This is a genomic window from Corynebacterium sp. HMSC08C04 (assembly GCF_001807495.1).
GTDB classification, from domain to species: Bacteria; Actinomycetota; Actinomycetes; order Mycobacteriales; family Mycobacteriaceae; genus Corynebacterium; species Corynebacterium simulans.
Window position 1 is genome coordinate 1 of sequence record NZ_KV789215.1, and the last position, 23488, is coordinate 23488.

The following is a 23488-nucleotide window of genomic DNA, read 5'->3' on the forward strand; positions in this document are numbered from 1 at the left end:
GCCACCGAATCCATATCGGAGACTTCGACATGCGCAAAGCCACCGCCCCAACCACCCCAGACGACTAATACAGACGGTCCGGGCCGACACACCCCTCGGCCCGGTACCAACTACCCGGAACACGGCAGTACCGAGTCCCCAGAACACCGGTACCAAAAACTCGCATCTGACACCCCCAGCACCAACGAGCTTTCCGCGTTCCATTCCGTCAACCCGACCACCTCCGCCAAGGCACTTACCGTCCTCTTCGCGGAAGGCCTGCTAGAAAAGCGGGGTCAAGTCCGCGGAAGTGGTGTATCTGTGCTTTCTGAATCGAGGACAGTGTCAGGGGTGGTGCTAGGGTCCGGTCCGGGGTTGATGTCGGTTCATTAGGCTGCCTCTTTGATGGTTTGGTCTTCGCCCGCTCGGGTGGTTCTTGCCCGCTGTGGGTAGTCCACCGCGCCTTTGAAACGCCCAACCGCATCACCCGCCAGGTAGCCGCCATGCCGGATGGCCATTCCTACCTGTGGATAGGTCGCTTTGTGCAAGGAACCGCAAAATCTTGGGGAACCCCTCGCAAGGAATTCGCCGTGGGCTTAGGCTGCGATATCTCTGAGGCCGACCGCATTGTCTACGCCGATGCTCTTAATCTAGACTTATCCGCCGCCACCCCTATCGGCCCTGGTTGTACCGCTTGCCCGCGCGAACATTGTCCCCAGCGTGCCCTTCCACAAGCAGATCGTCCCATCCAGGTTTCACTCAATCGCACCGCCGAGCATTCCTACTCCACCTTTTAACAACGCATGCAAAAGCGCCCACCCTAGGCTGGTTGCTAAAGGCGGGCGCAAAAGAAAGGAAAGATCGCTTACTCCAGGTCATCGTGAGCCACGAGACGGCGTGCCGCCTCAGTGATGGTGCCGGACAGCGACGGGTAGACCGCGAAGGAATCAGCCAGCTGGTTAACGGTCAGCTGGTTGGTCACTGCCACAGCAATTGGCAGGATGAGCTCGGAAGCGGTCGGTGCAACGACGACGCCGCCGATAACGCGGCCGGAGGTAGCACGGCAGAACAGCTTCACGAAACCGTGGTTCAGCGAGCGCATCTTCGCGCGCGGGTTGGTGTTCAGCGGCATCGTAATGGTGCGCGCGGAAACCTCGCCGGCCTCGATTTCTGCCTGGGTGAAGCCCACGGCTGCGATCTCCGGGCGCGTGAAGACGGCCGTGGCGACAGTCTTCAAACGCAACGGCGAAACGCCTTCACCAAGTGCGTGGTACATCGCGATGCGGCCTTGCATAGCGGCCACGGAAGCCAGCGGGAACAGGTCGGAGCAGTCACCGGCTGCGTAGATGCCCGCGACGTTGGTGCGAGAAACGCGGTCAACCTTGATGTGGCCCGACTTCTGAGTAGCCACACCAACGTGCTCAAGGCCAAGTTCCTGGGTATTCGGGATGGAGCCGATGGACATGATGACGTGTGAGCCATGAATCTCGCGGCCGTCCTGCGTCTTGACCACAACATTGCCGTCTTCGGTACGAGTAACGGTCTCAACGCGGCAGTTCTTCTCCAACTCCACACCGCGCTCAGCCAGAACGGTCTCGAGGACGTCGGCTGCGTCGGCGTCATCATGCGGCAGAATACGGTCACGGGAAGCCACCATGGTTACCTTGACACCCATCTCTGCAAAAGCAGAAACGAACTCCGCACCGGTCACACCAGAACCGACCACGATGAGGTGCTCCGGATCTTCCTTCAAGTCATAGACCTGCTGCCAGGTCAGGATGCGCTCGCCGTCTGGCTGCGCGCCCGGCAGGATGCGCGGGGTGGCACCGGTAGCCACGAGCACGAGGTCTGCCTCGAGGGTTTCAGTTTCGCCTTCGCGCTTGACGACGTCGACCTTGTGCGCCGCGCCCTGCACACCATGCTGGTCCTCGCTGAAGCTCGCGCGGCCGTCAATAACGTTGACGCCGATTTTCTCCAGGCCTGCACGAACGTCTGCCGACTGCTTGCCGGCCAGTGCCTGCACGCGCTCGTTCAGGGCCTGCAGTTTCAGCTGCATTGAGCCGAGCTGCTCGTTGAGCCCCATGGCTTCAGCGCGACGGAAGTCGGTGCGCAGGTTTGCACCAGCAATGAAGGACTTGGAAGGAACGCAGTCCAGCAAGACGGAAGAACCGCCGGGGCCCTGCTCTTCAACCAGGGTAATCTGTGCGCCGTACTTGGCTCCGGCAATGGCCGCCTCGTAACCTGCTGGGCCGCCACCGATGATAACGATGCGCGGGGCATCCTCGATTGCAGCGTCTAGCGTTTCCTTCGTCACTGTCTAATGCTCCTTTATAGAGTGTTTAAGGACCTAATCCTTAAGACAGTGTAATGGTTGCTCCCCTATTCCTGCACCTTGGTAAATTGCTCCACCACGGAGCCGAAAAGCTTCACGCCTACACCGATGCAGCGCTCGTCGACATTGAGATCCCCCATGTGCAGATCGTGCTGCTCGCCCTCGCCAGACCAGCAGCCCAAACGCGCCATGGAGCCCGGCACGTGTTCTAAGTACCAAGAGAAGTCCTCGCCGCCGGAGGATTGCGGGGCCTGGACGACGGCCTGCGGGTCGATGGCCTGTGCGGCAGATGCTAGCAGTGCGGTAGAGACGTCGTCGTTAAGCACGGGCGGAACGCCGCGGTGATAGGTCAGCTCGTGTTCCACGCCCACCGGTGCCAATACCTGCTCCACGAGCTCCGAAAATAGCGCTTGCATGCCGCGCCAGATACCGATGTCCGCGGTACGCATCGTGCCGGTTAGCGTGCCAGACTCCGGCATTGCGTTCGGCGCATAGCCGGAATTGACTTGTCCGAAGACCAAGACCGTTCCCGTCCGCGGATCCACCCGGCGCGACAGCAGGGCCGGCAGCTCCGTGATGGCCTTGCCCAAAGCGTAGACGACGTCTGCAGAAAGGTGCGGGCGGGAGGTATGACCTCCTGGGCCTTTGATCTCAAGCTCGACGACGTCGGTTGCAGAGGTAATCGCCCCGGCACGCACGCCAATTCGGCCCACGCGCAGCTTCGGCTCCACGTGTACCGCGAAGATGGAGTTAACCCCTTCAAGAGCGCCCCACTCGATCACATCCGTGGCGCCGCCGACCCATACTTCCTCCGCTGGCTGGAAGATAACGCGTACACCCAACGGCAAGGAATGCGCGCGCTCGAAATCCGCCAGAGCGCACGCAAGCCCCAAAGCGATGGTGGTGTGCACGTCGTGGCCGCAGGCGTGCATAGCACCGGGGTTTTCGGAGGTGTATTCCAACCCCGTGACCTCGGTAACCGGAAGTGCATCGATGTCGGCGCGAAAGGCCAAACGGCCCTGCTCGGTATCAGGGCCGATATCAACCATCAGGCCAGTCTGCGGGAAACGCTGCGGATTTAACCCATACTCTTCGAGCCTACGGGCGATGAAGTTGGTGGTCTCAACTTCATTATTGGACGTTTCCGGGTGCCGATGAATATGGCGGCGCCACGCAATTACTTCCGCGCGATGATTGTCGAACCACTCATTCACGAATGTGGAAATCACTCGGCACCTCCCAAAATTTTTCTACTGACCTCAAAGTCTACAACTAGACAAAGCGGTTCAGGTAGCCACGCAGCTCAGCGCCGGAATATACCAAGTGGTGCAGTTTTTCTTCTTTAAAATTCTGCGGCCGCAGCGAAGCGACGCCGGTCGATATACTCGGGCGCAAACGGGGTGACTTCGTCAAGCATGTGCTCCGCATCGGGCAGCAACGCAGACGGTGGCACTTCCAGCGCGAATGCCAACTTAAACATCGTTGAAAGCTGCGGATCCGCTCGCAGCGGCAGCGCCTTATCCGTACGCTCCAAGTTTGAGATTTGGCTGCGCGAGACCCCCGAGATTTCCGCCAAAGCCTGTTGGGACATGCGGCGCCGTGCACGAATCCCCCGTAGCCGCGCCGCAAAGTCATGCCCTACTAACGCCCACGTTTTGTTGGCCACGAATCTTTCCTTTCCCCCAAAAGTAGTTCGTGGCCGCTAGCCTAGCGCAGATTAGAAATCGATGTTGCGCGGGCCGTAGAGGCGGTCACCGGCGTCGCCCAAACCAGGAACGATGTAGGCGTCTTCATTCAGGTGCGAATCAATCGCGGCAGTAACCAGACGCACAGGCAGGCCAGAATTGGCCAGCGCATCGACGCCTTCCTGCGCGGAAACCATGCAGATTGCGGTGATGTCGGTGGCGCCGCGGTCTGCCAGCAGCTTTAGGGAATGCAGCAAGGAACCGCCGGTGGCCAGCATTGGATCCACCACGAAGACGGTGCGGCCGGAAAGATCCTCTGGCAGTGCCTCTAGGTAAGGGACCGGCTCGTGGGTCTCTTCGTTGCGGGCCATGCCGATGAAGCCCACCTGCGCGTCTGGGATCATGGCGAGAGCTGGGTCAATCATGCCCAGTCCAGCGCGGATAATCGGAACGATGATTGGCGGGTCGAGCAGGCGGGTGCCTTCGGCTGTTGCCACGGGGGTCTCGCAATCGAAGTGCTCGACGTCGAGCTCGCGGGCGGCCTCATAAACAAGCATGGTTCCGAGGTCTTTGAGGGCGGCGCGGAATGTGGAGTTATCACTGCGGGCATCGCGCATGATGGTCAGGCGGGAAGCAGCAAGCGGGTGATCTACTACGTGGATGTCCATGGTTTCCCACTTTAGAACTTTTGGGAACCGTTTGGGTTTTGGGGCAGTCCAAATGACCATGACGACTTTCACGATTGATACCGAGCTCACCCGACATCTAGCCCGCGAACTTTTTGCCGCCACGCAAGAGACCACTCCTCCACTTCCGCATATACCTGACGGTTCACTTTCTGCATTTGGTGCTCATCTTTGTGACGCCGTTGCCAACCTCAACTCCCGCACAGAATCTCTGCGCGCGGATATGGAAGAGGTAGCCGCGGCGTCGGTAGCCATGGCAGAGGAGGCAGATGCCGCTGATTCTGCGACTGCCACTCATCTGGGAGGTGTTCTTTCATGATTGAGGCAGCGGTAAAGCAGATTTCGCAGATGGCTCCTCCTGCGCTACCGGCGGTAGACCTGCCAAAGGTCCCGGATTTAGAGACTGTCCCGGCGCTGGCAGAGATTGCACACGGTGACCCTTCCAAGCTTCTCGACGCCGCGAATGTCCTTAAAAAAGACCGCACCACCATCGAAAACGCGGTATCCCAGGCGCAACAACTGATTAAAGCTGCAGGCCGCGACCTCATTGGTATTGGAATCTCGCTGTTGACCAAGGCCGCCCCCGTGGCTTTGGGGATGCTCGTTCCGAACCCGGCAATCAATGCGGCAGCTCGGGCGCACATACAAGGTTTGATCGCGTCCCATCTGGCACAGGCTTTTGCGCGCTTAAAACAGCTTTTGAGCGAACTGTTGGCGGCGGCGCAGCCGCTATTGCCCATTGCCCGGCGCGCGGTGGAAAAGACTGTCAATGGCCGCAGCTCTGAGCCTGCCGAGCCGCAGATAGCGCTGGGAAATGGTGAGAAACCAAGCGAGGTTAAGCCGGTCGCTGGGCTTTCTTCTACCGTTGCGGCGGGTTCTTCCAGCGCAGGTGAGGGCAGCTCACAGGGCAAGGCCGCAGTCGCTGCGGCGATGAGCAAGCTCGGTACGCCTTATGTTTGGGGCGGTACGGGTAACGGCGGCTTCGATTGCTCCGGTCTTACCCAATGGGCGTGGCGCCAGGCAGGCGTGGAGATTCCACGCACGGCGGAAGCACAGACCGTGGGCAAGCAGGTTAGCGCAAATGAGCTCCAGCCGGGAGACCTCGTGGTTTGGGACGGGCACGTCGCGATGTACAAAGGCAGCGGTGAGATGATTGAAGCCGGCAGCCCGGTGGAGACGAGTCCGTTACGCACCAGCAATATGGGTATGGCCTTCAAGGGCTTTTGGCGGCCCACCGGCTAAAAGTATCTCGCTGGACTCGGGATATGCGAATACGGCGAATCTAAAATGTTTGGGTAGACTGTTTGCCCATGAGCACACGCGCAATTGTTCCAGTCCAGCTCTCCTTGACCGCGGGCGATTTCTACACCCTGTGGGCGCCAAAGTGGCGCCAGAATGGCTCCGAGTGGCAGGCATTTTTGGGGGATGCGGAATCAGTCCTCGTGTTCAACTCCGAAGCAGAGATGCTGTGCTACCTGGAGTCCGGAAAGCACCATGATCTCCTCGACCATCCACAGTGGTCCGAGTTCGCTGCGCGTGCCGAAGACCGCGTCAGCCCAGCAAAGAAGGAAGTCTTCGATCTCATCGGAATGCCGGCGCACCTAGCCGGCCGCCCCAGCCACGAAAACGTTAGCGCGGTTGCTCGCTGCCTAGAGGTAGCCGAGTCTCTCGCTAACGTAGCCGGCGCCGAGCACACCGTAATTTTCTTCGCCTCCCACTCCATCCTGCGCAACGTCCCGCGCGGTGCAGACCACTACGCGGGCGAGCAAGGCATGAGCGAATGGTCTGGTGTAGGCCGCGTAATCCTTGCTAACTGGAAGGAAGTAATCGAGGACCTCGATTCCAACGTCAAGGTAGTAGATTCTTCCGAGTTAGACTCGGCGCAAGTCGCTTCAGCCGAAGAGCGCATCGCAACCGCAACCGCGGCGGCCGAGAAGGAACGAAAGGAAAAGGCAGAGGCACGCAAAGCTGCGGCGGCGGCAGCGGACCCGTATGACAACTCCCCATGGGCTGCGGCGGGCATCGATCCGGTCAAAATCACCGCAGACATGAAGTCGGTTTATACGCTGCGCACCTACCTAGACGGCAAACCCGTGTTCTTGGGCAAGTGGGGCGAAATCTTCACCTTCAACTCCCCGAAGACTCTCGTTCGCTGGATTATGGAAAACGACGAGCATGATCTTGCCCGCGTTTCCACCTGGGAGGAACTCGTCTCCGCGGCCAACGCTGGCGAGCTGGAGCTTAGCGTTCACCCGGATAATCAGTACACCTTCAACGGGCTTACCCGCGATATCGAGAAGGGCCCCGAGGCAGTCGACCAAGACCAGATGGGCCGCTGCTACGAGGTTTGCGCAGATGCCGCAGACTGGGCTGGCGACGACTCTATTAACTCCTACATGCTCGAAAACCCACGTTTCCAGGATTACTTGGGCTACATGCTGGGCTCCACCGAGCACGCAGGCTACGTCCCCTCGAAGCCTTATAACCACCACGCAGAGGCATGGAAGGGCCTAGAGGAAATGCTCATCAAGCGTTTCTCCCGCTTCTAGCCTCAACGTGAAAAGACCCTGCATCGCAAGATGCAGGGTCTTTTACGATGCAGGGTCTTTTGCTTGTGCTGGCATTACTTCGCCGGCTGCTCCGGGGAACTATTCCGCGGCGACGGACTCTTCGGTGTCTGGTCCTGCAAGCTCAGGGTCAGAAAGCTCCTCGTATGCGGGAAGGATGACAGTCTCCAGCAAGTGCTGACGCTCCTCCTCAGTGCTAAACGAGTTCTCCAGCGCCTTCACGCTCAAATCGAAAAACTCCTCCAACCCGTAGCCAAAGTGCTCGGTTAAAGCCAGGAACACCTCATTGAGATTGCCCGAACCGGCGGTTACGGCACAGGTAAAGCCCAGCTGCTGTAGCAGCGGCAGCGGATGGTCGCTGAATTCCTCAAAAGACAGCGGCTCAAAGGTAGCTGCCAGATGGCGATCCCGAATCCAACTCGAGACCGTTCCTGGCTGGATGCCCTCGAGATCGGCGGAGAAATCATCCGGCAGCTGGGTCGCATGCGCCAAACGAGTGGCACCGGCCTGCACAGCAGCAGCAACCGCCCCGAATTCGAGGCCGCGGACATCAACAACGAAAGGCACGAAATTCGCGCGCAGATCCGCAACAACCTGCGGATCACTCTCGCCTTCCAGCACAAAACCGACGACCTGCGAGCCCAAACGGGCGCTAGCGGACTGCGGGGCGTTGGTCAGCAACAAACGCGCATCAATTCCGGCAACGTCGAGGCCGGCTGTCGCTGCTTCGAGAGCGGCTTCCGCACCAAAAGCAAATGCCTGTGGGTCGAAACGAATCTCTGCATACACCACGTTCGCCGCGGCCAATTCCTGAACATATTCGCGCATCGCCGCGGTTAAGGCGGCGTTATCTGCGGGCAAAGATTCCGGCGCGAAAACCGCATCCAATTCGACCTTGGGAAGACGAGCGATAAGCTCCGGCGCGGAATCTTTATTTTCTGGGCTAATTAATGGTGCGTCATGCATAAGACACATCCTAGGCACTGTGCCTAAGATGTTCCATGCCATGAAAAACGTTATCGCTACCTTCCTCGCTTCCGCCTGCCTCGTCGCTAGTGCTCCGCTTGCCTCGGCCCAAGACTTTGCACCCGCAGAGTCCGAACCTGACTCCAACGCTGAGCCAAACGTTGAAGGCGCCGAGACCAACGCAGACGCCGCAGAAATGAGCACGGACGCCGAATCCTCGGCCATCCGGACCGAAGCGCCGAACACCGATAACTGCCCCCACTCGCTTAGCCCCGGAGAGCCTGTCTCCACCTCGGAGCGTCTCGCGCCGGGCCAGCCCACCCCAACTCCCCTGCCGCCTGTCAAATCCACGCAGCGCTGTGGTGTCACCGCCGCCCCAAGATTCGATCTCAATAAGGACGTCGTCGCCTCCGCTTGGATGGTCAGCGACTTAGACACCGGCGAGATCATCGCCATGAAAGACCCGCACGGCCGCTACCGGCCGGCTTCTATCATCAAGGCCCTTCTAGCACTTGTGGTCATCGAGGAAGTCCCCCTCGACAAAAAAGTCAAAGCCACCATGGAAGATGCATCCGTCGAAGGCTCCGCCGTAGGTATCGGCCCCGACGGCGAATACACCGTTGAACAACTCCTCGAGGGCCTGTTGATGGCCTCCGGCAATGACGCCGCCCACGCCCTCGCCGGCCAAGTTGGCGGCGATGAGAAGGCCCTACGCAAAGTCAACGCGCTCGCGAAGAAGCTCGGCACCCGCTCCACCCACGCGGCAAGCTACTCGGGCCTCGATTCAGCCGGCATGTCCACCTCCGCGGAAGACATCTCCATCATCTACCGCGCGGCATTCCAAAATAAGACTTTCGCCCGCATCGTCGATACCGAACACGTCAAATTTCCCGGCTGGGGCGAGCTGCCCGGCTACGAGTTATGGAACGACAACGGCCTTTATTTAAACGATCCCAACGGAATCGGCGGTAAGACCGGCTACACCGAAGACGCCCACCACACTTTCGTTGGCGCACTCGACCGCAATGGCCGCCGCCTGCAGGCCGTCATCTTAGATACCACCGTCGAGCACGGCTTCCGCGCGTGGCAGCAGGCGCAGATGCTTCTCGACGCCGCGTATAAAGTCCCGGCTGGCTCGGGCGTCGGCAAGCTTGGCGACGCCCCGCAGAAAGAAACTCCTCGCCCCGCACCGCAGACCACGCAGCAGGCCCCCGAAACTAAAAAATCAGCCCTCGAGAAAATCGAGGGCTGGGCCGGCTGGGCCATCGCTGCAGCAGTGGCCTTGCTGGTTATCGTTATCGCTGCTTTTTCACTACTTCGGCATTAGCGAGGTTATCGTGCGCACCGAGTAAACCATTTTCCTGATTGATAGTGGTGGCGTAGAAAATCGCGGCGAAGAAGCTGACTGCCCCACCCAAACCTGGAACGAGGGTGACAACGCGCCACCACTGCCGTTTCAAAGACTGGACAACGCTGAGCTTGTCACCCGAAGTCCGGTCACGGACTTCGTAGCCCAACAGCTTCTTTACCGGCGTTGCGCCCCATGAAACTTCGAAGCCTACGCAGTACAAAATCGTGCACAGCCCGAAGATAAGAGACATTGACAGCTCCGAGGCCCCCGCACTTATTGCCGCAATCGGAGCAGAAACCATGCCGCATAGGACGAGGTCCGCAATAGCCATCAGCGCACGGGTGCTGCCCAACGGGCGCTCGGCGTTAACTTGCGCTGGCTGATACGGGCTAAACGGTGCCGGAGCGGCCGCCTTATTCTGCGGCGCGAAAGGATCGAAGGGCGAAGCCTGGGCCTGCGCAGTTGGAGCGAAACCATAAGGCTGCTGTGGGCGCTGCATTTGCGCCGGCCACTCTCCGTAAGCCGCAAGCTCACTCAGCTGCGCCCAGGTGGGCTGGAAACTATCCTCCAGGCCCTGATCGTAGGTGGCGCGGTTTTCCGGGTTAGACAAGATTGTGTGGGCAATCTGTGCTTCTTGCCGGCGGTCGTCGCCAAGCTCGAAGCCCATCTGCTCCAGACGCGCATCCTTGGCAGCAAGCAAGATTCCCAGCTCTCGGGAAGTGCTGCGATGGTCGAGAGAAAAGTGCTCGTACAGGTTCGGCGCGAAGGATTCTGGAGTCATAATAAGTAGTCTAAATCAGAGCCTAAATTATGGTGTCGGGGACGGGGGAATGTTACTTTCGACGTAGCAGTGCCGCGATGCCGGCAACCACAGCACCCATCGCCGCACCTGCGCCGAGGGTCACGCTAGTCGACGGTCCGCTCTTGACCTCGTTGCGCACGCGGATCACGGCAGGCTCCGGCACTGGTGGCTCCGCCAACTCCATGGATTCTTCTGTAGTGGCGGTCCACGCGGAGACATAAAGTACGACGCGCCAAACCAGGTACATCATGACCATAAGCACGATGACCGGACCAAATACCGCACCCGCGGGGTTGCCGGAGGCAGAAGACATGATCACGGTGGAAAGCTGCTTGATGGCCTCGAATGCCACCGCACCGATTGCCGCGCCCTTCAGGCCGGACTTGGTAGGGACCTCTGTGCGTGGAAGGAAGACGATCATCCACCAGAACACGAGGAAGTTCGCCAGCAGGCCGAGGGCAATACCGGCCAGGATGATCACGGCGTCCATGCCCGGGAAGGAGGCGATACCGACCTTTTCAAAGATTTTCTGAGTAAGACCGGACGAGCCCGCGGCGGTAACGCCGAAGGCGACGATGAGCGCCACCAGCAGGCCGATTAGGCCCAGAAGGTCGCTCAACTTTTGGGTAAAGAAGTTGCCCTGGGTTTCGTTCGGATCCTTATCCCACATCGCAGAAATGCCGATACGCAGGTTATTCATCCAGCCCAAGCCGGACCAGAGAGTGGTAAGGCCACCGATGCCGTACATCGCGCCGCGCTGGGCGATGGCGGTTTCTAGGACCTCGTTGATGGTGCCGCCAAGGTCGCCGGATACGGAGTCGGAAATGTAATCCTGGACCTGCTGCATGAGGTCAGGGCGGCTCGCCAAGACCGTTGCGGCAACTGCCACCGTAAGCATGAATAGCGGGAAGACTGCCAGCACCGAGAAATAGGTGATGCCGGCGGCGAACTGGTTGCCGCCGTTTTCGCCGTAGCGGCCCAGCATGCGCATGATGTGGTCGATGAAAGGCGACTTATCCCGCACCTTGTCTACCGGACTTGGGTCATCAGCGTAGGCGCGTTCGATGCCGTAGTCGTCCGTCTTGGAAGAGTCTGTTTGGGTGGTGGTAGCCACGGGCAACATGTCCTTTTCACGTATGAGTTTTCACATATAAGTTCAGACTACCCAGGTTAGCGTGTCATACCACCACCGCGCAGAATTGCTGGCTTTTACTTACGCAGTCGGGGGAGGAATCCGACTGCCTCGTAAACCTTCTCCACGAGCGGTTCTGCAATCTCCGAAGCCGCCTCTGCGCCTTTAGCCAGCAGGCGTTCCAGCTCGCCGCGGTCCGCCATGAGCTCGTCGTAGCGCGACTTCAAAGGAGTAGTAAACGCCTCCAGCGCATCGGCGGTATCCACCTTGAGGTGGCCATAGCCCTTATCGGCGTACTTCTCCACCAGCGCATCAATCTTCTCGCCCGTGAGCGCAGACTGGATGACCAGCAAATTAGACACGCCCGGCTGCTTTTCGCGGTCGAAGGCCACAACGCCCAAGTCATCGGTGACCGCAGACTTGATGCGCTTCGCGGAAGTCTTAGGCGGATCCAGCAGGTTAATAAGGCCCTTTGGGTTATCTCCCGACTTCGACATCTTCGAAGTCGGCTCCTGCAGGTCATAGATCTTCGCAGCGCCTTCCGGAATGAATGGTTCCGGAACGCGGAAAACCTCGCCGTATTTGTTGTTAAAGCGCTCCGCCAGGTTGCGGGTTAGCTCCAGGTGCTGGCGCTGGTCCTCGCCCACCGGCACGTAGTCCGGGGAGTACAGGAGGATATCGGCTGCCATCAGCATTGGGTAAGTAAACAGGCCAACCGTTGTGCGATCCGAGCCGTGCTTTGCAGACTTATCCTTGAACTGGGTCATGCGGGAGGCCTCGCCGAAACCGGTCAGGCACTGCAGCACCCAAGTCAGCTCCGTATGTGCCGGAACGTGGGACTGAACAAAAAGCGTGGACTTTTCCGGGTCAATGCCCAGCGCAATAAGCTGTGCGGCACCCGCGACGGTGCGGTTGCGCAACTCCTCCGGATTCTGCTCGACGGTAATCGCGTGCAGATCAGGGATGAAGTAGAAGGCCTCGTAGCCGTTTTGCAGATCGATCCACTGCTTCAGCGCTCCCAAGTAGTTACCCAGGTGATAGGAATCAGCCGTGGGTTGGATACCGGACAGTACGCGGGATGGATTCTGCTCATTCATGGTTATTCACTCTACCCCGGCAGCTGCAGCGCGCACCCAAGAGATCAAAAATGCCCCTTCCCCAAAGGCAGGAAAGAGGCATCAAAGATGCGCAGGCTTTAAAGCTTGCGGGAGGTTGGCGCATGAACGTCGAGCATAACTGCCCAACCAGCGACCATGAACGCGCCGCCGACGCCCTGGAGGATAATAGGAGCCAGGAAGGCGAAGGACGGACCTACGATGGTCCACCACCAAATACCCAGGCCGAGCAGTACGGCGCCGAGCACGAAGTAAATAATTGCGCGGGTCATTAGGTTCTCCGTATACGAACTTAAGGGTTTAAAGACTGATCCAGTTTAACACCGCTTAGCGATACTGCACCAGCAAAGGGGAATGATCGGACCACCGCTCCTCCACGCTTGGTGCTTTTTCCACCCAGCTTTTTTCTGCACGGGAGAGCAAGTCCTTGGTCGCCGCCTGATAGTCGATGCGCCAGCCTGCGTCATTGTTAAAAGCCTGGCCGCGATAGGTCCACCAGGTATATGGACCATCAGCCTCTGGCGCCAAGCGCCTTGCAACGTCGTACCATTTGACGTCTTCCTCCCCCGGCACGCGGGTGGACCAGTCAGTCTTGGTCGCATACTCCACGACGCCCAGGTAATCGCCCAACCCTTTCTTCGGTTGCGGCGCGTCGTCCGGGAAGGTGCCAAAGACGTGATCCATGAAAGCGCGCTCTTCCGGCAGGTGGCCCGACTTCTTCTCGTTGGCCTTGTTGTTTTTCAGATCCTGCGCGCGATGGCAGATATTCCAGTCACCGCCGATAACCGCCTGCGGGTAAGCCTCTGCCAGTTCAGACAACACGCCCGAGAACTCGTCGAGGAAAAGATACTTTTCATCGAGCTTTGGCGAATCCGTATCGCCCGAAGGCAGGTACAGCGACGCCACGCGAACGTCCTTGCCCTCTGGGTCCTTAACGGTAGCCGCAATGAAGCGACCGGCATCGAGGAAGGAACCGAAGCCAACGGTGACGTCGCTAAGCGGCGTGCGCGACAAGATTCCCACGCCCGCACGCCCCTTAGCGGCAGCCTCTGCCTGCTCGAGGTGCCAGCCGGCCTCCAAAGCTGGGGCAAGCGCCTTCTCCGTCTCCTTCGGATTCGCACGGACTTCCTGCATGAGGACGACGTCCGCAGCAGTCTCAGCAAGCCACGCATTCATGCCTGGGTTGTTTTCATTGCGCTGCCTGCAGGCGGCGCGAATTCCGTTGACGTTAACGCTTGCGATAGTAAAAGTCATGCGCGCCAGTCTACTTACGCGCGAGCAGACAAACCGCAACCGCCACCGCGGCTAGTGCCGTGCCCGCCAGCGCCGGTGGATGCCTGAGAGCTCATAGCCTCTCTAGCTTTGTTCGATGATCTTGCTATAAACACCGCTTCGCTTGGCGGTTACCTGCGTGATGAACCAGACGACGATACCGCCCGATGCGAGCACCGCACCGACAAGCGAGGTGGCGTTGTAGTCAAAGCCCGCACCGACGACGAGTCCGCCCAAAGCCGCGCCCGAGGCGTTCGCGATGTTCAACGCGGACTGGTTGAACGCGGAAGCCAGGGTCTGAGCATCGCCGGCAACAATCATGAGGCGCAGCTGCAGCGATGGGATAAGGACGGAGCCGAAGAAGGCTAGGAAACCGAACGCGGTGGCGGCCACCCACAGACTATGGGCGCCGAAGAAGAAGATAAGGGAGGTCGCAACCAAGCAGAGGAGGGCGAAGACGATAGAGTATTCGGTGTTGCGGTCAGCAAGCGCGCCGCCAACCGCGTTGCCGATGGTCATTCCGATGCCGTAAATCATCAGCACCGCCCAGGTCCAGTGCTCTGGCATTCCCGCAACTTCGGTCATCGTCCAGGTGATGTAGGTGTAGACGGCGAACATGCCGCCGAAGCCGACGATGCCCATGATGACAGAAAGCCATACCTGCAGGTTCTTCAAAGCGCCCAGCTCAGTGGAGATATCCGTCGAAGGCATCTGGGTCATGTGTGGGAAAAGGAAAAACAGCAGAATCATCGTCGCCAGCGCGAGCAGGACGACGAGGAAGTAAGCCGCGTGCCAACCCAAGCTCTGGCCCAGCGCCTGGGCTGCTGGCACGCCGACGACCGTGGCAACGGCCAAACCCATGCCGATTGCGGCCATCGCCTTACCGCGAGCGCCTTTCGGCGCCATCGCCGCAGCCGAGAGGTTGGCCACGGAGAAATAAGCGCCGTGCGGCAAGCCTGCGATAAAACGGGCAATAAGTAACGTCGCCAGGTTCGGCGCCAGTGCCGTCAGTAGGTTGCCAATCAGAAGAAATGCGATCAGCAAAATGATCAGTCGACGGCGCGGGAATTTGCCCGTTACCGCAGAAATCACCGGCGCACCGACCACAACGCCGAGCGCGTAGACCGAAATCAGCGTCGAGGCAGCGTCCTCCGTAATGCCGAAGTCACCTGCGATAAGCGGCAGCAAGCCCATCGACACGAACTCGGTGGTGCCAATCGAAAACGCACCCAGCGCAAGGGCGAGGGTAACCAGCATACGGCGGGCATTGGAAATCTCGGTTTGGCGGGGGACGCGGGGCTTGGGTGCGGCGTCGGCAAGCAAGGCATCGGCACGCGAAGCATCGGCAGGCGAAGCATCGGCACGCGAAGCGTCGGGACGCGAACTATCGGCGGACGCGGCGGTAGAAGAGACAGGTTTCACGTGCGGAGACCTTAGCGCGGGGCAGACAGTGTGCGTAAGTCGGAAAGACTGAACTGGGTTATTCCCACACCGTCGGACTTTTGTGCCAAAGCTCACACCGCAGAAATTGCGCAACATAGTCGTTGCATAATAGGCTTGCCTGAGTTAGAACAGGATTACCTTATCCAGTAATCACTGCTGATCCACCAAGCAAGGAGATCTCCCCCTCGTACGTGCACAAAGCATCATCGCCTCCGTCGCAGCGGCAGCCACGCTATTCAGCGTCACCGCCTGCTCGTCCGAAGAATCGACCAGCAACGAGTCTGTCTCCTCTGCAGACAACGCGAACTCGGCCGCTTTCCCCGTCACCATCGAGCACGCTTTCAGTGAGACCACTATCGAGAAGGCGCCTGAGCGCGTAGCCACCGTTGGCTGGGCCAACCACGAGGTCCCCCTTGCCCTTGGCGTTGCACCAGTGGGCATGTCCAAGTCCACCTGGGGCGATGACAACGGCAACGGCATCATGCCGTGGACCGAAGAAAAGCTAAAGGAGCTCGGTGCTGAAACCCCGACGCTTTTCGATGAAACCGACGGCATCCCCTTCGAGCAGGTCGCCGATACCCAGCCGGACGTCATTCTGGCCTCCTACTCTGGCTTGACGCAAGAGGACTACGACACGCTGTCCAAGATCGCTCCCGTCGTGGCCTACCCCGATGTTCCATGGGCTACGTCCATGGAAGAGATGGTGGAGATGAACGCTGAGGCCATCGGCAAGGAAGACGAAGGCAAAAAGCTTGTCGACGACCTCGATAAACAAACCGAAAAGGCCCTGAGCAAATATCCAGACTTAAAGGACAAGAAGCTCCTGTTCACCGCATTCGGCGGCACCACTGACGCCTCCAAGATTGGTTTCTTTACCACTGAGGATCCGCGCATGGGCTTCCTTGCTGAACACGGTCTCGGAACCCCGGACATCGTAGAGAAGAACTCCAAGGGCGCGAAGCAGTTCTGGGTTGAGGTCTCGGCCGAAAAGCCGGAAGAATTCAACGACGTCGATCTCGTCGTGGCCTACTCCTCCGGCAACGCGGCGGATGACAAGAAGGCTTTGGAGGAAATGCAAAAGGATCCACTTAAGGGCAAGATTCCGGCCGTCAAGGCTGGCCACGTTGTTTTCCTCGACAACGGCCCACTTGGTGCTTCTGCTAACCAATCTCCGCTTTCTATTCCATGGGGTATCGATAAATACTTCGAGCGCTTGAACTCCGGTTTGCAGGGCTAATTCCATGACGGCTAAAAAGACCGCCGTCAGCATCGGACTATTGGCCGCCACTGTTGCCACAGTGGTGGCTTCGGTCATGTTTGGCGTGCGCACGATTTCCCTATCCGACGCCCTCTCAGCGCTTAGCGGTTCCACTGCCACCGCCAGTGAGGCCGCCGCCTACTTGCGCGTGCCCCGCACCGTTTTGGCACTATTCGTCGGAGCTGCACTCGCCATGTCGGGCACCACGTTGCAAGCCATGACCCGCAATCCCCTCGCCGACCCCGGCATCTTCGGCATCCTGTCTGGTGCTTCCCTCGCTGTGGTCGTGGGTATCGCGTTCTTCGGACTCTCGCGCCCTGTTCCGACGATGATTGTGTCCATCATCGGTTCTTTCGCGGCCGCGGCGTTTGTTTATTTCGTCGGTTCCCTAGGCCACGGAGGCGCTACTCCCCTAAAGCTCGCGCTGTCCGGCGCCGCTACAGCCGCGGCCTGCTCGAGCTTGGTCAGCGCCGTGCTTTTGCCCCGCACCGATGTCATGGACCAGTTCCGTTTCTGGCAAATTGGCTCCGTTGGCGGCGCCCAGTGGCCGCATATCGCTATGGCCCTGCCTTTCCTAGTGCTGGGTCTTGTCATCGTGTTGGCCTGTTCGACAGCGCTCAACGCACTTGCGCTTGGCGACGACGTCGCCACCGGCCTCGGCATCAACGTCCTGCGTGCGCGCCTAATCTCCGTTGTCGGGGCAGTCATCTTGTGCGGCACGGCCACGGCGCTCGCCGGCCCCATCGCTTTTGTGGGCCTTATCGTCCCTCACGTGATGCGCATGGCCCTAGGAACCGACCATCGACTTCTCCTGCCGATGACCGGCCTCGCCGGCGCCTTCCTGCTCGTCGCAGCCGATACTTTGGGCCGCATCGTCGCACGCCCCAGCGAGATTGCCGTCGGAATCCTCACCCCGCTTATCGGAGCGCCATTGTTTATTTGGATCGTCCGTCGCACAAAGGTGCGTGATCTCTAATGCAAACACTCCAGCAGCAGCGCCGTGCCCGCACTCGTTCTTTTGCCTGGTGCCTTAGCGCGCTCATCGCTCTCATCGTAGTGTTGTGGGCCGCCAGACTCATGTTTGGCGAGACCTTCTACGGCCCCCAGAAGATCCTCCAGGTCTTACTCGGAGAGACCGTTCCCGGCGCTTCCTTTACCGTCGGCGAACTACGCCTGCCGCGGGCCACCGTGGCCGTGGCTGCAGGAATCGCTTTCGGCATCGCCGGTGTGACCTTCCAAACCATGCTGCGCAACCAGCTAGCCTCGCCGGATATCATCGGCATCTCCTCCGGCGCCTCAGCCGCAGGCATTACGGCAATCGTCTTTTTCAATGCTTCCCAAACCACAGTCTCGATTTGGTCGCTGCTGTGTTCCCTCGCTGTTGCCGGAGCCATCTATTTGTTGTCGCTCAAGTCAGGTTTTACTGGCACCCGCCTGATTCTCATCGGCATCGGTATGTCCGCAATCTTGCAGGCCTGGACGAACTTCGTGCTATCGAAAGCACCGTCTTATGACCTGCCCACGGCCACACGGTGGATTACGGGCTCACTCAACACCATGTCTTGGCAGCGTGGCCTCCCCCTCCTCGTGGCGGTAGTAGTCATCGCGCCGGTCATGGTTATGCTCGGCCACAAACTCAACGTGCTACGGCTTGGCGACGACCTCGCCGTCGGACTCGGCCTCCGCCTTAACGCTGTACGCGTTACGGCAATTGTCGGTGCGGTCATCCTCATCGCAGTGGCCACCGCTTCGACAGGCCCCATTGCATTCGTGGAATTTATGGCAGGGCCAATCGCCACCCGGCTTTTCCGTCAGGGACCTTCGATGATCGCTCCCGCCGGTGCCATCGGCGCCATCCTAGTTCTTGCTGCGGACATGGCCGGACAATACTTCTTCGGCACCCGCTATCCGGTCGGAGTCGTCACCGGTGCGCTCGGCGCTCCCTTCCTTATCTATTTGCTTACCCGTACCAACCGTTAGGACACCGTCGCCACAATGAAACAATCAGCACAACTTTCCGCGCAGGAAATCACCCTAAGCTACGGCGAGCACGACATCTTAAGCGATCTATCCCTCTCGCTCGCCCCAGGAAAGATAACCTCCATCGTCGGCCCAAACGGCTGCGGTAAGTCGACCCTCCTACGTTCGCTCTCCCGCCTGCTAAAGCCAACACACGGCGACATTTTCCTAGACGGTAAGGAGATTGCCGACATCCCGACCAAACAGCTCGCCACGTCGCTGGGCTTGCTACCGCAATCACCAATCGCGCCGGACGGAATCGTGGTCGCGGACCTCATCGGCCGCGGGCGTACTCCGCACCAGGGGCTGCTTGGCCGCTGGAGTCAGGAAGACTACGCAATTGTGGAAGAATCGATGGAGCTGACGGGCGTCGCCAGCCTGGCGCAGCGCTCCATCGATGAGCTCTCGGGCGGCCAACGCCAACGCGTGTGGATCACCATGGCACTAGCCCAGCGCACCGACATCTTGCTCTTGGATGAGCCCACCACCTATCTCGATATCAAGCATCAGCTCGAAGTCCTCGACCTGCTGGTGGACTTGAACGAAAAGCATGACACCACCATCGTGATGGTCATCCATGACCTCAACTTGGCTGCCCGGTACTCCGATGCGCTCATCGCTGTTAAAGATGGCACGGTCTACGCTCAAGGCACCCCGCAGGAAGTTTTGACACACCAGACCGTGCACGACGTGTTCGGTGTTGACTCGGTCATCGTTGATGATCCAGTCTCGGGGCTGCCGGCTGTCATGCCGATTGGGAAAAGGAGGGTGAAATAAGTGGCCTATCAACCATTCCGCGCGACCGTCGTCGACTCCACGCGGATTTCGCCAAGCTTTCAACGCGTACGCCTGTCTGGATTGAAAGAAATGGGCCCTGCAGGTGCGATCCACGATCTGCGCATCAAGCTGATCATCCCCGGCCCTGCCGGCCTGCCTGAACTGCCTGCCGCAGAAGATTGGTTCAGTTCCTGGCAAAAGCTCGACCCGGCTACCCGCGGAGCGATGCGCACATATTCTGTACGCGATTTAGACCGCGAAAACGGCATCCTCACCGTCGACTTCGTCCTGCATACTGCCCCTGGGCAAACCGGGCCAGCATCTTCTTGGGCACACGCGGCCAAACCCGGCGATAGCATTTACGTGATTGCTCCCCACGCCACCGACGCCCCAGGCCCCGGCATCGAATTCCAGCCCGGCGAGTCCCGCGAAATCCACATTCTGGGCGATGAAACCGCACTGCCTGCAATCGCCCGCATCCTCGACGAATGGCCGGCGGGGCTGACCGGCACCGTGCACATTGCGGTGCCCTACTTCCAGGATGCCCAAGCACTCGCTGCTCCAGCCGGTGTCAAGGTGGAATTCCTCCCGCACGACGAAGCCTCACTTATCGGCGCCCTCGCCCACCTCGCAGGTCTTCCCTCTCCCGCCCCTGCCGATAAAGACTTACAACCGAACTCCTTAAGCAGCGTCGTGGAGCGCGAAATCCTCTGGGAAACCCCCGCCTATTCCTCTTCCGGTGAAGAACTAGGCGAGCGCGCTGCAAGCGATGCGTATTGGTGGATTGCGGGAGAAAGCGGCGTCGTCAAGCGTATGCGTCGATTGCTGGTTAAAGAGGCCGGCGTGCCCCGTTCGGCTGTGTCTTTCATGGGATATTGGAAGCGTGGGGTCTCTGAGGGGTAGTCGTCAACGCCGCGAATACTAAGTAGGTATTCTGGTAGGTCGAAACATTTTCACGTTTTAATTAGGAGAATCATGGCAAAGATTATCTGGACCCGCACGGACGAAGCTCCGCTGCTTGCAACCTACTCTTTCAAGCCGGTTGTTGAGGCCTTCGCCTCCACCGCAGACATCGAGGTAGAAACCCGCGATATCTCCCTGGCCGGCCGCATCCTGGCGCAGTTCCCGGAGCGCCTCGGCGACAAGAAGGTCGAAGACGCCCTCGCTGAGCTGGGCAAGCTGGCTAAGACTCCGGAAGCTAACATCATCAAGCTGCCGAACATCTCCGCTTCCCTCGTCCAGCTAAAGAAGGCAATCGCTGAGCTGCAGGCTGCAGGTTACGACGTCCCGGATTACGAGGACGCGCAGGAGGCCTACGCTGTGGTTACCGGTTCCGCTGTGAACCCGGTGCTGCGTGAGGGCAACTCGGACCGCCGCGCTCCCATCGCAGTGAAGAACTTCGCGAAGAAGTACCCACACAAGATGGGCGCTTGGTCTGCTGATTCCAAGACCAACGTGGCCACCATGTCTGATAACGACTTCCGTCACAACGAGAAGTCCGTCATCCTGGAGCAGGATGACACCCTTTCCATCAAGCTCGTTGCTGAGGACGGCACTGAGACCGTCCTGTTGGAGAAGCTGCCGGTTCTAAAGGGCGAGGTTGTTGACGGCACCTTCATTTCCGCAAAGGCTCTGGATGAGTTCCTGAAGGCTCAGGTTGCACGCGCTAAGGAAGAGGGCGTTCTCTTCTCTGCTCACTTGAAGGCCACCATGATGAAGGTCTCTGACCCGATCATCTTCGGCCACGTTGTGCGCGCTTACTTCGCTGATGTCTTTGCACAGTACGGCGAGCAGCTTGAGGCCGCTGGTCTCAATGGCGAGAACGGCCTCGGCGCTATCTACGAGGGCCTGAACTCCCTCGAGAATGGCGAAGAGATCAACGCCGCATTCGACGCTGCTCTCGAAAATGGTCCGGACCTGGCTATGGTCAACTCCGCTAAGGGCATCAGCAACCTGCACGTCCCATCTGACGTCATCATCGACGCTTCCATGCCGGCCATGATCCGCACCTCCGGCCACATGTGGAACAAGAATGATGAAGAGCAGGACACCTTGGCTGTCATCCCTGATTCTTCTTACGCTGGCGTCTACCAGGCAGTTATCGATGATTGCAAGGCGAATGGCGCTTTCGATCCTTCCACCATGGGTACCGTTCCGAACGTCGGCTTGATGGCTCAGAAGGCTGAGGAGTACGGTTCCCACAACAAGACCTTCAAGGTGCCGGAGAACGGCACCGTGCAATTGACTAACTCCGCTGGCGACGTCCTCATCGAGCACGACGTCGAGGCAGGCGACATCTGGCGCGCTTGCCAGACCAAGGATGCTCCGATCCAGGATTGGGTCAAGCTGGCTGTTAACCGCGCTCGCCTTTCCGGCATGAAGACCATCTTCTGGCTGGACCCGGAGCGCGCACACGACCGCAACATCACCTCCTTGGTTGAGAAGTACCTCCAAGACCACGACACCGAGGGCTTGGATATCTCCATCGCCTCCCCGGTCGAGGCAACCAAGATCTCCATCGAGCGCATCCGTAAGGGCGAAGACACCATCTCCGTCACCGGCAACGTGCTGCGTGACTACAACACCGACCTGTTCCCAATTCTCGAGCTCGGCACCTCCGCAAAGATGCTGTCTGTGGTTCCGCTGATGGCTGGCGGCGGCCTCTTCGAGACCGGTGCAGGCGGATCCGCTCCGAAGCACGTTCAGCAGGTTGAGGAAGAAAACCACCTGCGCTGGGATTCCCTGGGCGAGTTCCTTGCTCTGGCTGAGTCCTTCCGCCACGAGCTCAATGCGCACGGAAACACTAAGGCAGGCGTACTTGCCGACGCCCTCGACAAGGCCACCGAGACCCTCCTCGACGAGGGCAACTCCCCGTCCCGTAAGGTCGGTGAGAACGACAACCGTGGTTCTCACTTCCACTTGACCCTCAACTGGGCGAAGGAGCTGGCTGCTCAGACCGAAGATACTGAGCTGGCCGAGACCTTCAAGCCGGTTGCTGAGGCACTCGAGGCTAAGAAGGACGAGATCCAGCAGGGTCTGCTCGATGTTCAGGGCTCCCCAGCTGATCTGGGCGGCTACTACGCACCGGACGAGGAAAAGATTTCCTCCGTCATGCGCCCGGTTGCTGCCTTCAACGAGATCATTGACGGTCTGAAGAAGTAAACCGTAACAATTCGGCTCCCTTCTCTTACGGAGGGGAGCCTTTTTGTTGCTCGAGTACGGCGCTGAGTTGAGCTCGGTGCTTAGGCTTGCTTGGTGCGTTTGAGCATCACTAACGCCATTGCGCGGTGCCTGGGTCGATTCCCGCGGCGTGTGCGGCGGCGTTAATCGCGTCTTGGAGCCACTGCGCAAGACCTGGCGCCTGGGAATCGTAGTGAGCGCGGAAACGCTCGTCGGCGGTGTAGCCGCGCGCGATAAGCACATGTTTGGACTTCGATACTGGAAAGTGCTCACCTAACAATTCGCGGTGTCGCTCTACCAGCTGTAAAGCTTCCGGCGCCGTGGGGTCCATTCCGGCCGTACAAGCAGCGGCTAGCTCACGCTCGAGTTTTTCATGGCGTTGCTTAAGCTCTTCCCAGTCTGCCACGTTGCGGCGGACTGCATTGCGCTGGGAGATAGCCCAGTCTTCCGTATCGCCATAGGTTTCTTCGGCTTCGGCATGGTGTTCGGCGAAACTATCGCCAAGCACTGCCGCAATCTGCGAAACCGAGAGATTGTTGTTATTCATGGTTTCCTCCAAAAGAATATCGAGTGCGCGCACTTGTTCATCAAGGCGGCGTTGTCTTTCCATGAGCATCGCCCGCTGGCGGCGTAGGTGTTCCACCGGACTATCTCCCGCTTCCAAGGCCGCAGCTATATCTTTAAGCGGCATCCCCGTAGCGCGGTAGACCACAACTTTTTGCGCCCGTGCGATGTCTTGCTCCGAATAAAGCCGGTAGTTAGACCACGTACGAGCGTTCGGTATAACAAGTCCGCGTTCTTCCCAGTAGTGCAGAGTACGTACGCTGACTCCCAGAAATTCTGCGGCTTCGCCTACTTCCATGTGTGTGCTCATACCAAAATTTCACTCCCTTACGTCGCGTGAGAGTCAACTCACTCCGCTTC

The 23488-nt window shown here is 59.3% G+C and carries 22 protein-coding genes and 2 pseudogenes; 12 read left to right on the forward strand and 12 right to left on the reverse strand.

Annotated features, from left to right (window positions below; all coding sequences use genetic code 11):
• Positions 1–174: 174 nt before the first annotated feature.
• Positions 175–318 (forward strand): annotated as a pseudogene (locus HMPREF3169_RS13400) (GntR family transcriptional regulator); the annotation flags it as partial.
• 77 nt (positions 319–395) lie between these two features.
• Positions 396–776: pseudogene (locus HMPREF3169_RS06990) on the forward strand (DUF2083 domain-containing protein); the annotation flags it as partial.
• A 68-nt stretch (positions 777–844) separates the two neighbouring features.
• On the opposite strand, the gene HMPREF3169_RS06995 reads toward HMPREF3169_RS06990, so the two are convergent.
• From HMPREF3169_RS06995 to upp, 4 genes are all read right to left on the reverse strand, one after another.
• A complete protein-coding gene (locus HMPREF3169_RS06995; protein WP_235591311.1) occupies positions 845–2293 on the reverse strand; it encodes an NAD(P)H-quinone dehydrogenase in 1449 nt (482 codons plus the stop codon).
• 65 nt (positions 2294–2358) lie between these two features.
• Complete coding sequence (locus tag HMPREF3169_RS07000) at positions 2359–3540, reverse strand: M20 family metallopeptidase (protein WP_070456024.1); 1182 nt, start codon at positions 3538–3540, stop codon at positions 2359–2361.
• Between the two features lie 113 nt (positions 3541–3653).
• Positions 3654–3977 carry a helix-turn-helix domain-containing protein gene (locus tag HMPREF3169_RS07005; protein WP_062035772.1) on the reverse strand — a complete coding sequence of 108 codons (324 nt, stop codon included), beginning with the start codon at positions 3975–3977 and terminating at the stop codon, positions 3654–3656.
• A 51-nt stretch (positions 3978–4028) separates the two neighbouring features.
• Positions 4029–4664 carry a uracil phosphoribosyltransferase gene (gene upp / locus HMPREF3169_RS07010; RefSeq protein ID WP_061920727.1) on the reverse strand — a complete coding sequence of 212 codons (636 nt, stop codon included), beginning with the start codon at positions 4662–4664 and terminating at the stop codon, positions 4029–4031.
• Positions 4665–4716: 52 nt separating this feature from the next.
• Between upp and HMPREF3169_RS07015 the strand changes: the two genes are divergently transcribed.
• The 3 genes from HMPREF3169_RS07015 (at position 4717) to HMPREF3169_RS07025 (ending at position 7231) form a co-directional block, all read left to right on the forward strand.
• Positions 4717–5001, forward strand: coding sequence for a hypothetical protein (locus tag HMPREF3169_RS07015; protein ID WP_070456025.1), 285 nt, complete (start codon positions 4717–4719; stop codon positions 4999–5001).
• Positions 4998–5924, forward strand: coding sequence for a C40 family peptidase (locus HMPREF3169_RS07020; protein WP_070456026.1), 927 nt, complete (start codon positions 4998–5000; stop codon positions 5922–5924). Before HMPREF3169_RS07015 ends, HMPREF3169_RS07020 begins: the two co-directional genes overlap by 4 nt.
• A gap of 68 nt (positions 5925–5992) precedes the next feature.
• Positions 5993–7231, forward strand: a complete 1239-nt coding sequence (locus HMPREF3169_RS07025; protein ID WP_061920720.1) for a hypothetical protein — start codon at positions 5993–5995, stop codon at positions 7229–7231.
• A gap of 99 nt (positions 7232–7330) precedes the next feature.
• Here the strand turns inward: HMPREF3169_RS07025 and HMPREF3169_RS07030 are convergent, their stop codons facing one another.
• Positions 7331–8215: an amidohydrolase family protein gene (locus HMPREF3169_RS07030; RefSeq protein WP_235591001.1), complete on the reverse strand. Its 885-nt coding sequence runs from the start codon at positions 8213–8215 to the stop codon at positions 7331–7333.
• Between the two features lie 40 nt (positions 8216–8255).
• Here HMPREF3169_RS07030 and HMPREF3169_RS07035 point away from each other — a divergent pair, with 40 nt between their 5' ends.
• The gene (locus tag HMPREF3169_RS07035; protein WP_061920841.1) at positions 8256–9542 is read left to right on the forward strand and encodes a D-alanyl-D-alanine carboxypeptidase family protein; all 1287 of its coding nucleotides are present in this window, start codon (positions 8256–8258) and stop codon (positions 9540–9542) included.
• Here HMPREF3169_RS07035 and HMPREF3169_RS07040 read toward each other — a convergent pair.
• From HMPREF3169_RS07040 to HMPREF3169_RS07065, 6 genes are all read right to left on the reverse strand, one after another.
• Positions 9511–10347, reverse strand: coding sequence for an RDD family protein (locus tag HMPREF3169_RS07040; RefSeq protein ID WP_061920717.1), 837 nt, complete (start codon positions 10345–10347; stop codon positions 9511–9513). The two genes, HMPREF3169_RS07035 and HMPREF3169_RS07040, sit on opposite strands and share 32 nt — an antisense overlap.
• A gap of 52 nt (positions 10348–10399) precedes the next feature.
• Positions 10400–11482 (reverse strand): YhjD/YihY/BrkB family envelope integrity protein, encoded by a 1083-nt coding sequence (locus HMPREF3169_RS07045; protein ID WP_061920839.1) that lies wholly within the window; start codon positions 11480–11482, stop codon positions 10400–10402.
• A gap of 95 nt (positions 11483–11577) precedes the next feature.
• Positions 11578–12597: a tryptophan--tRNA ligase gene (trpS, locus tag HMPREF3169_RS07050; RefSeq protein WP_061920716.1), complete on the reverse strand. Its 1020-nt coding sequence runs from the start codon at positions 12595–12597 to the stop codon at positions 11578–11580.
• A gap of 98 nt (positions 12598–12695) precedes the next feature.
• A complete protein-coding gene (locus HMPREF3169_RS07055) occupies positions 12696–12887 on the reverse strand; it encodes a hypothetical protein (RefSeq protein ID WP_049147434.1) in 192 nt (63 codons plus the stop codon).
• Between the two features lie 55 nt (positions 12888–12942).
• The gene (locus tag HMPREF3169_RS07060) at positions 12943–13869 is read right to left on the reverse strand and encodes an exodeoxyribonuclease III (protein WP_062035781.1); all 927 of its coding nucleotides are present in this window, start codon (positions 13867–13869) and stop codon (positions 12943–12945) included.
• Between the two features lie 102 nt (positions 13870–13971).
• A complete protein-coding gene (locus tag HMPREF3169_RS07065) occupies positions 13972–15144 on the reverse strand; it encodes an MFS transporter (RefSeq protein ID WP_082778551.1) in 1173 nt (390 codons plus the stop codon).
• 388 nt (positions 15145–15532) lie between these two features.
• Between HMPREF3169_RS07065 and HMPREF3169_RS07070 the strand changes: the two genes are divergently transcribed.
• From HMPREF3169_RS07070 to HMPREF3169_RS07095, 6 genes are all read left to right on the forward strand, one after another.
• Complete coding sequence (locus tag HMPREF3169_RS07070; RefSeq protein WP_070432696.1) at positions 15533–16567, forward strand: iron-siderophore ABC transporter substrate-binding protein; 1035 nt, start codon at positions 15533–15535, stop codon at positions 16565–16567.
• 4 nt (positions 16568–16571) lie between these two features.
• Positions 16572–17564: a FecCD family ABC transporter permease gene (locus tag HMPREF3169_RS07075; RefSeq protein ID WP_070456027.1), complete on the forward strand. Its 993-nt coding sequence runs from the start codon at positions 16572–16574 to the stop codon at positions 17562–17564.
• Positions 17564–18568, forward strand: a complete 1005-nt coding sequence (locus HMPREF3169_RS07080; protein WP_070456028.1) for a FecCD family ABC transporter permease — start codon at positions 17564–17566, stop codon at positions 18566–18568. The genes HMPREF3169_RS07075 and HMPREF3169_RS07080 overlap by 1 nt, the downstream gene beginning before the upstream one ends.
• A gap of 15 nt (positions 18569–18583) precedes the next feature.
• Positions 18584–19384, forward strand: coding sequence for an ABC transporter ATP-binding protein (locus HMPREF3169_RS07085; protein ID WP_061920704.1), 801 nt, complete (start codon positions 18584–18586; stop codon positions 19382–19384).
• Positions 19385–20287: a siderophore-interacting protein gene (locus HMPREF3169_RS07090; RefSeq protein ID WP_062035784.1), complete on the forward strand. Its 903-nt coding sequence runs from the start codon at positions 19385–19387 to the stop codon at positions 20285–20287.
• 72 nt (positions 20288–20359) lie between these two features.
• A complete protein-coding gene (locus HMPREF3169_RS07095) occupies positions 20360–22546 on the forward strand; it encodes an NADP-dependent isocitrate dehydrogenase (protein WP_061920835.1) in 2187 nt (728 codons plus the stop codon).
• 109 nt (positions 22547–22655) lie between these two features.
• Here the strand turns inward: HMPREF3169_RS07095 and HMPREF3169_RS07100 are convergent, their stop codons facing one another.
• Positions 22656–23438: a MerR family transcriptional regulator gene (locus HMPREF3169_RS07100; protein ID WP_061920702.1), complete on the reverse strand. Its 783-nt coding sequence runs from the start codon at positions 23436–23438 to the stop codon at positions 22656–22658.
• Positions 23439–23488 lie beyond the last annotated feature (50 nt).

Bases quoted from the DNA above. Each gene is read 5' to 3' on its own strand.
- upp (WP_061920727.1), bottom strand. From the start codon at position 4,664: ATGGACATCCACGTAGTAGATCACCCGCTTGCTGCTTCCCGCCTGACC.
- HMPREF3169_RS07015 (WP_070456025.1), top strand. From the start codon at position 4,717: ATGACCATGACGACTTTCACGATTGATACCGAGCTCACCCGACATCTA.
- HMPREF3169_RS07020 (WP_070456026.1), top strand. From the start codon at position 4,998: ATGATTGAGGCAGCGGTAAAGCAGATTTCGCAGATGGCTCCTCCTGCG.
- HMPREF3169_RS07025 (WP_061920720.1), top strand. From the start codon at position 5,993: ATGAGCACACGCGCAATTGTTCCAGTCCAGCTCTCCTTGACCGCGGGC.
- HMPREF3169_RS07030 (WP_235591001.1), bottom strand. From the start codon at position 8,215: ATGCATGACGCACCATTAATTAGCCCAGAAAATAAAGATTCCGCGCCG.
- HMPREF3169_RS07035 (WP_061920841.1), top strand. From the start codon at position 8,256: ATGAAAAACGTTATCGCTACCTTCCTCGCTTCCGCCTGCCTCGTCGCT.
- HMPREF3169_RS07040 (WP_061920717.1), bottom strand. From the start codon at position 10,347: ATGACTCCAGAATCCTTCGCGCCGAACCTGTACGAGCACTTTTCTCTC.
- trpS (WP_061920716.1), bottom strand. From the start codon at position 12,597: ATGAATGAGCAGAATCCATCCCGCGTACTGTCCGGTATCCAACCCACG.
- HMPREF3169_RS07055 (WP_049147434.1), bottom strand. From the start codon at position 12,887: ATGACCCGCGCAATTATTTACTTCGTGCTCGGCGCCGTACTGCTCGGC.
- HMPREF3169_RS07060 (WP_062035781.1), bottom strand. From the start codon at position 13,869: ATGACTTTTACTATCGCAAGCGTTAACGTCAACGGAATTCGCGCCGCC.
- HMPREF3169_RS07065 (WP_082778551.1), bottom strand. From the start codon at position 15,144: ATGCTGGTTACCCTCGCCCTTGCGCTGGGTGCGTTTTCGATTGGCACC.
- HMPREF3169_RS07075 (WP_070456027.1), top strand. From the start codon at position 16,572: ATGACGGCTAAAAAGACCGCCGTCAGCATCGGACTATTGGCCGCCACT.
- HMPREF3169_RS07080 (WP_070456028.1), top strand. From the start codon at position 17,564: ATGCAAACACTCCAGCAGCAGCGCCGTGCCCGCACTCGTTCTTTTGCC.
- HMPREF3169_RS07085 (WP_061920704.1), top strand. From the start codon at position 18,584: ATGAAACAATCAGCACAACTTTCCGCGCAGGAAATCACCCTAAGCTAC.
- HMPREF3169_RS07095 (WP_061920835.1), top strand. From the start codon at position 20,360: ATGGCAAAGATTATCTGGACCCGCACGGACGAAGCTCCGCTGCTTGCA.
- HMPREF3169_RS07100 (WP_061920702.1), bottom strand. From the start codon at position 23,438: ATGAGCACACACATGGAAGTAGGCGAAGCCGCAGAATTTCTGGGAGTC.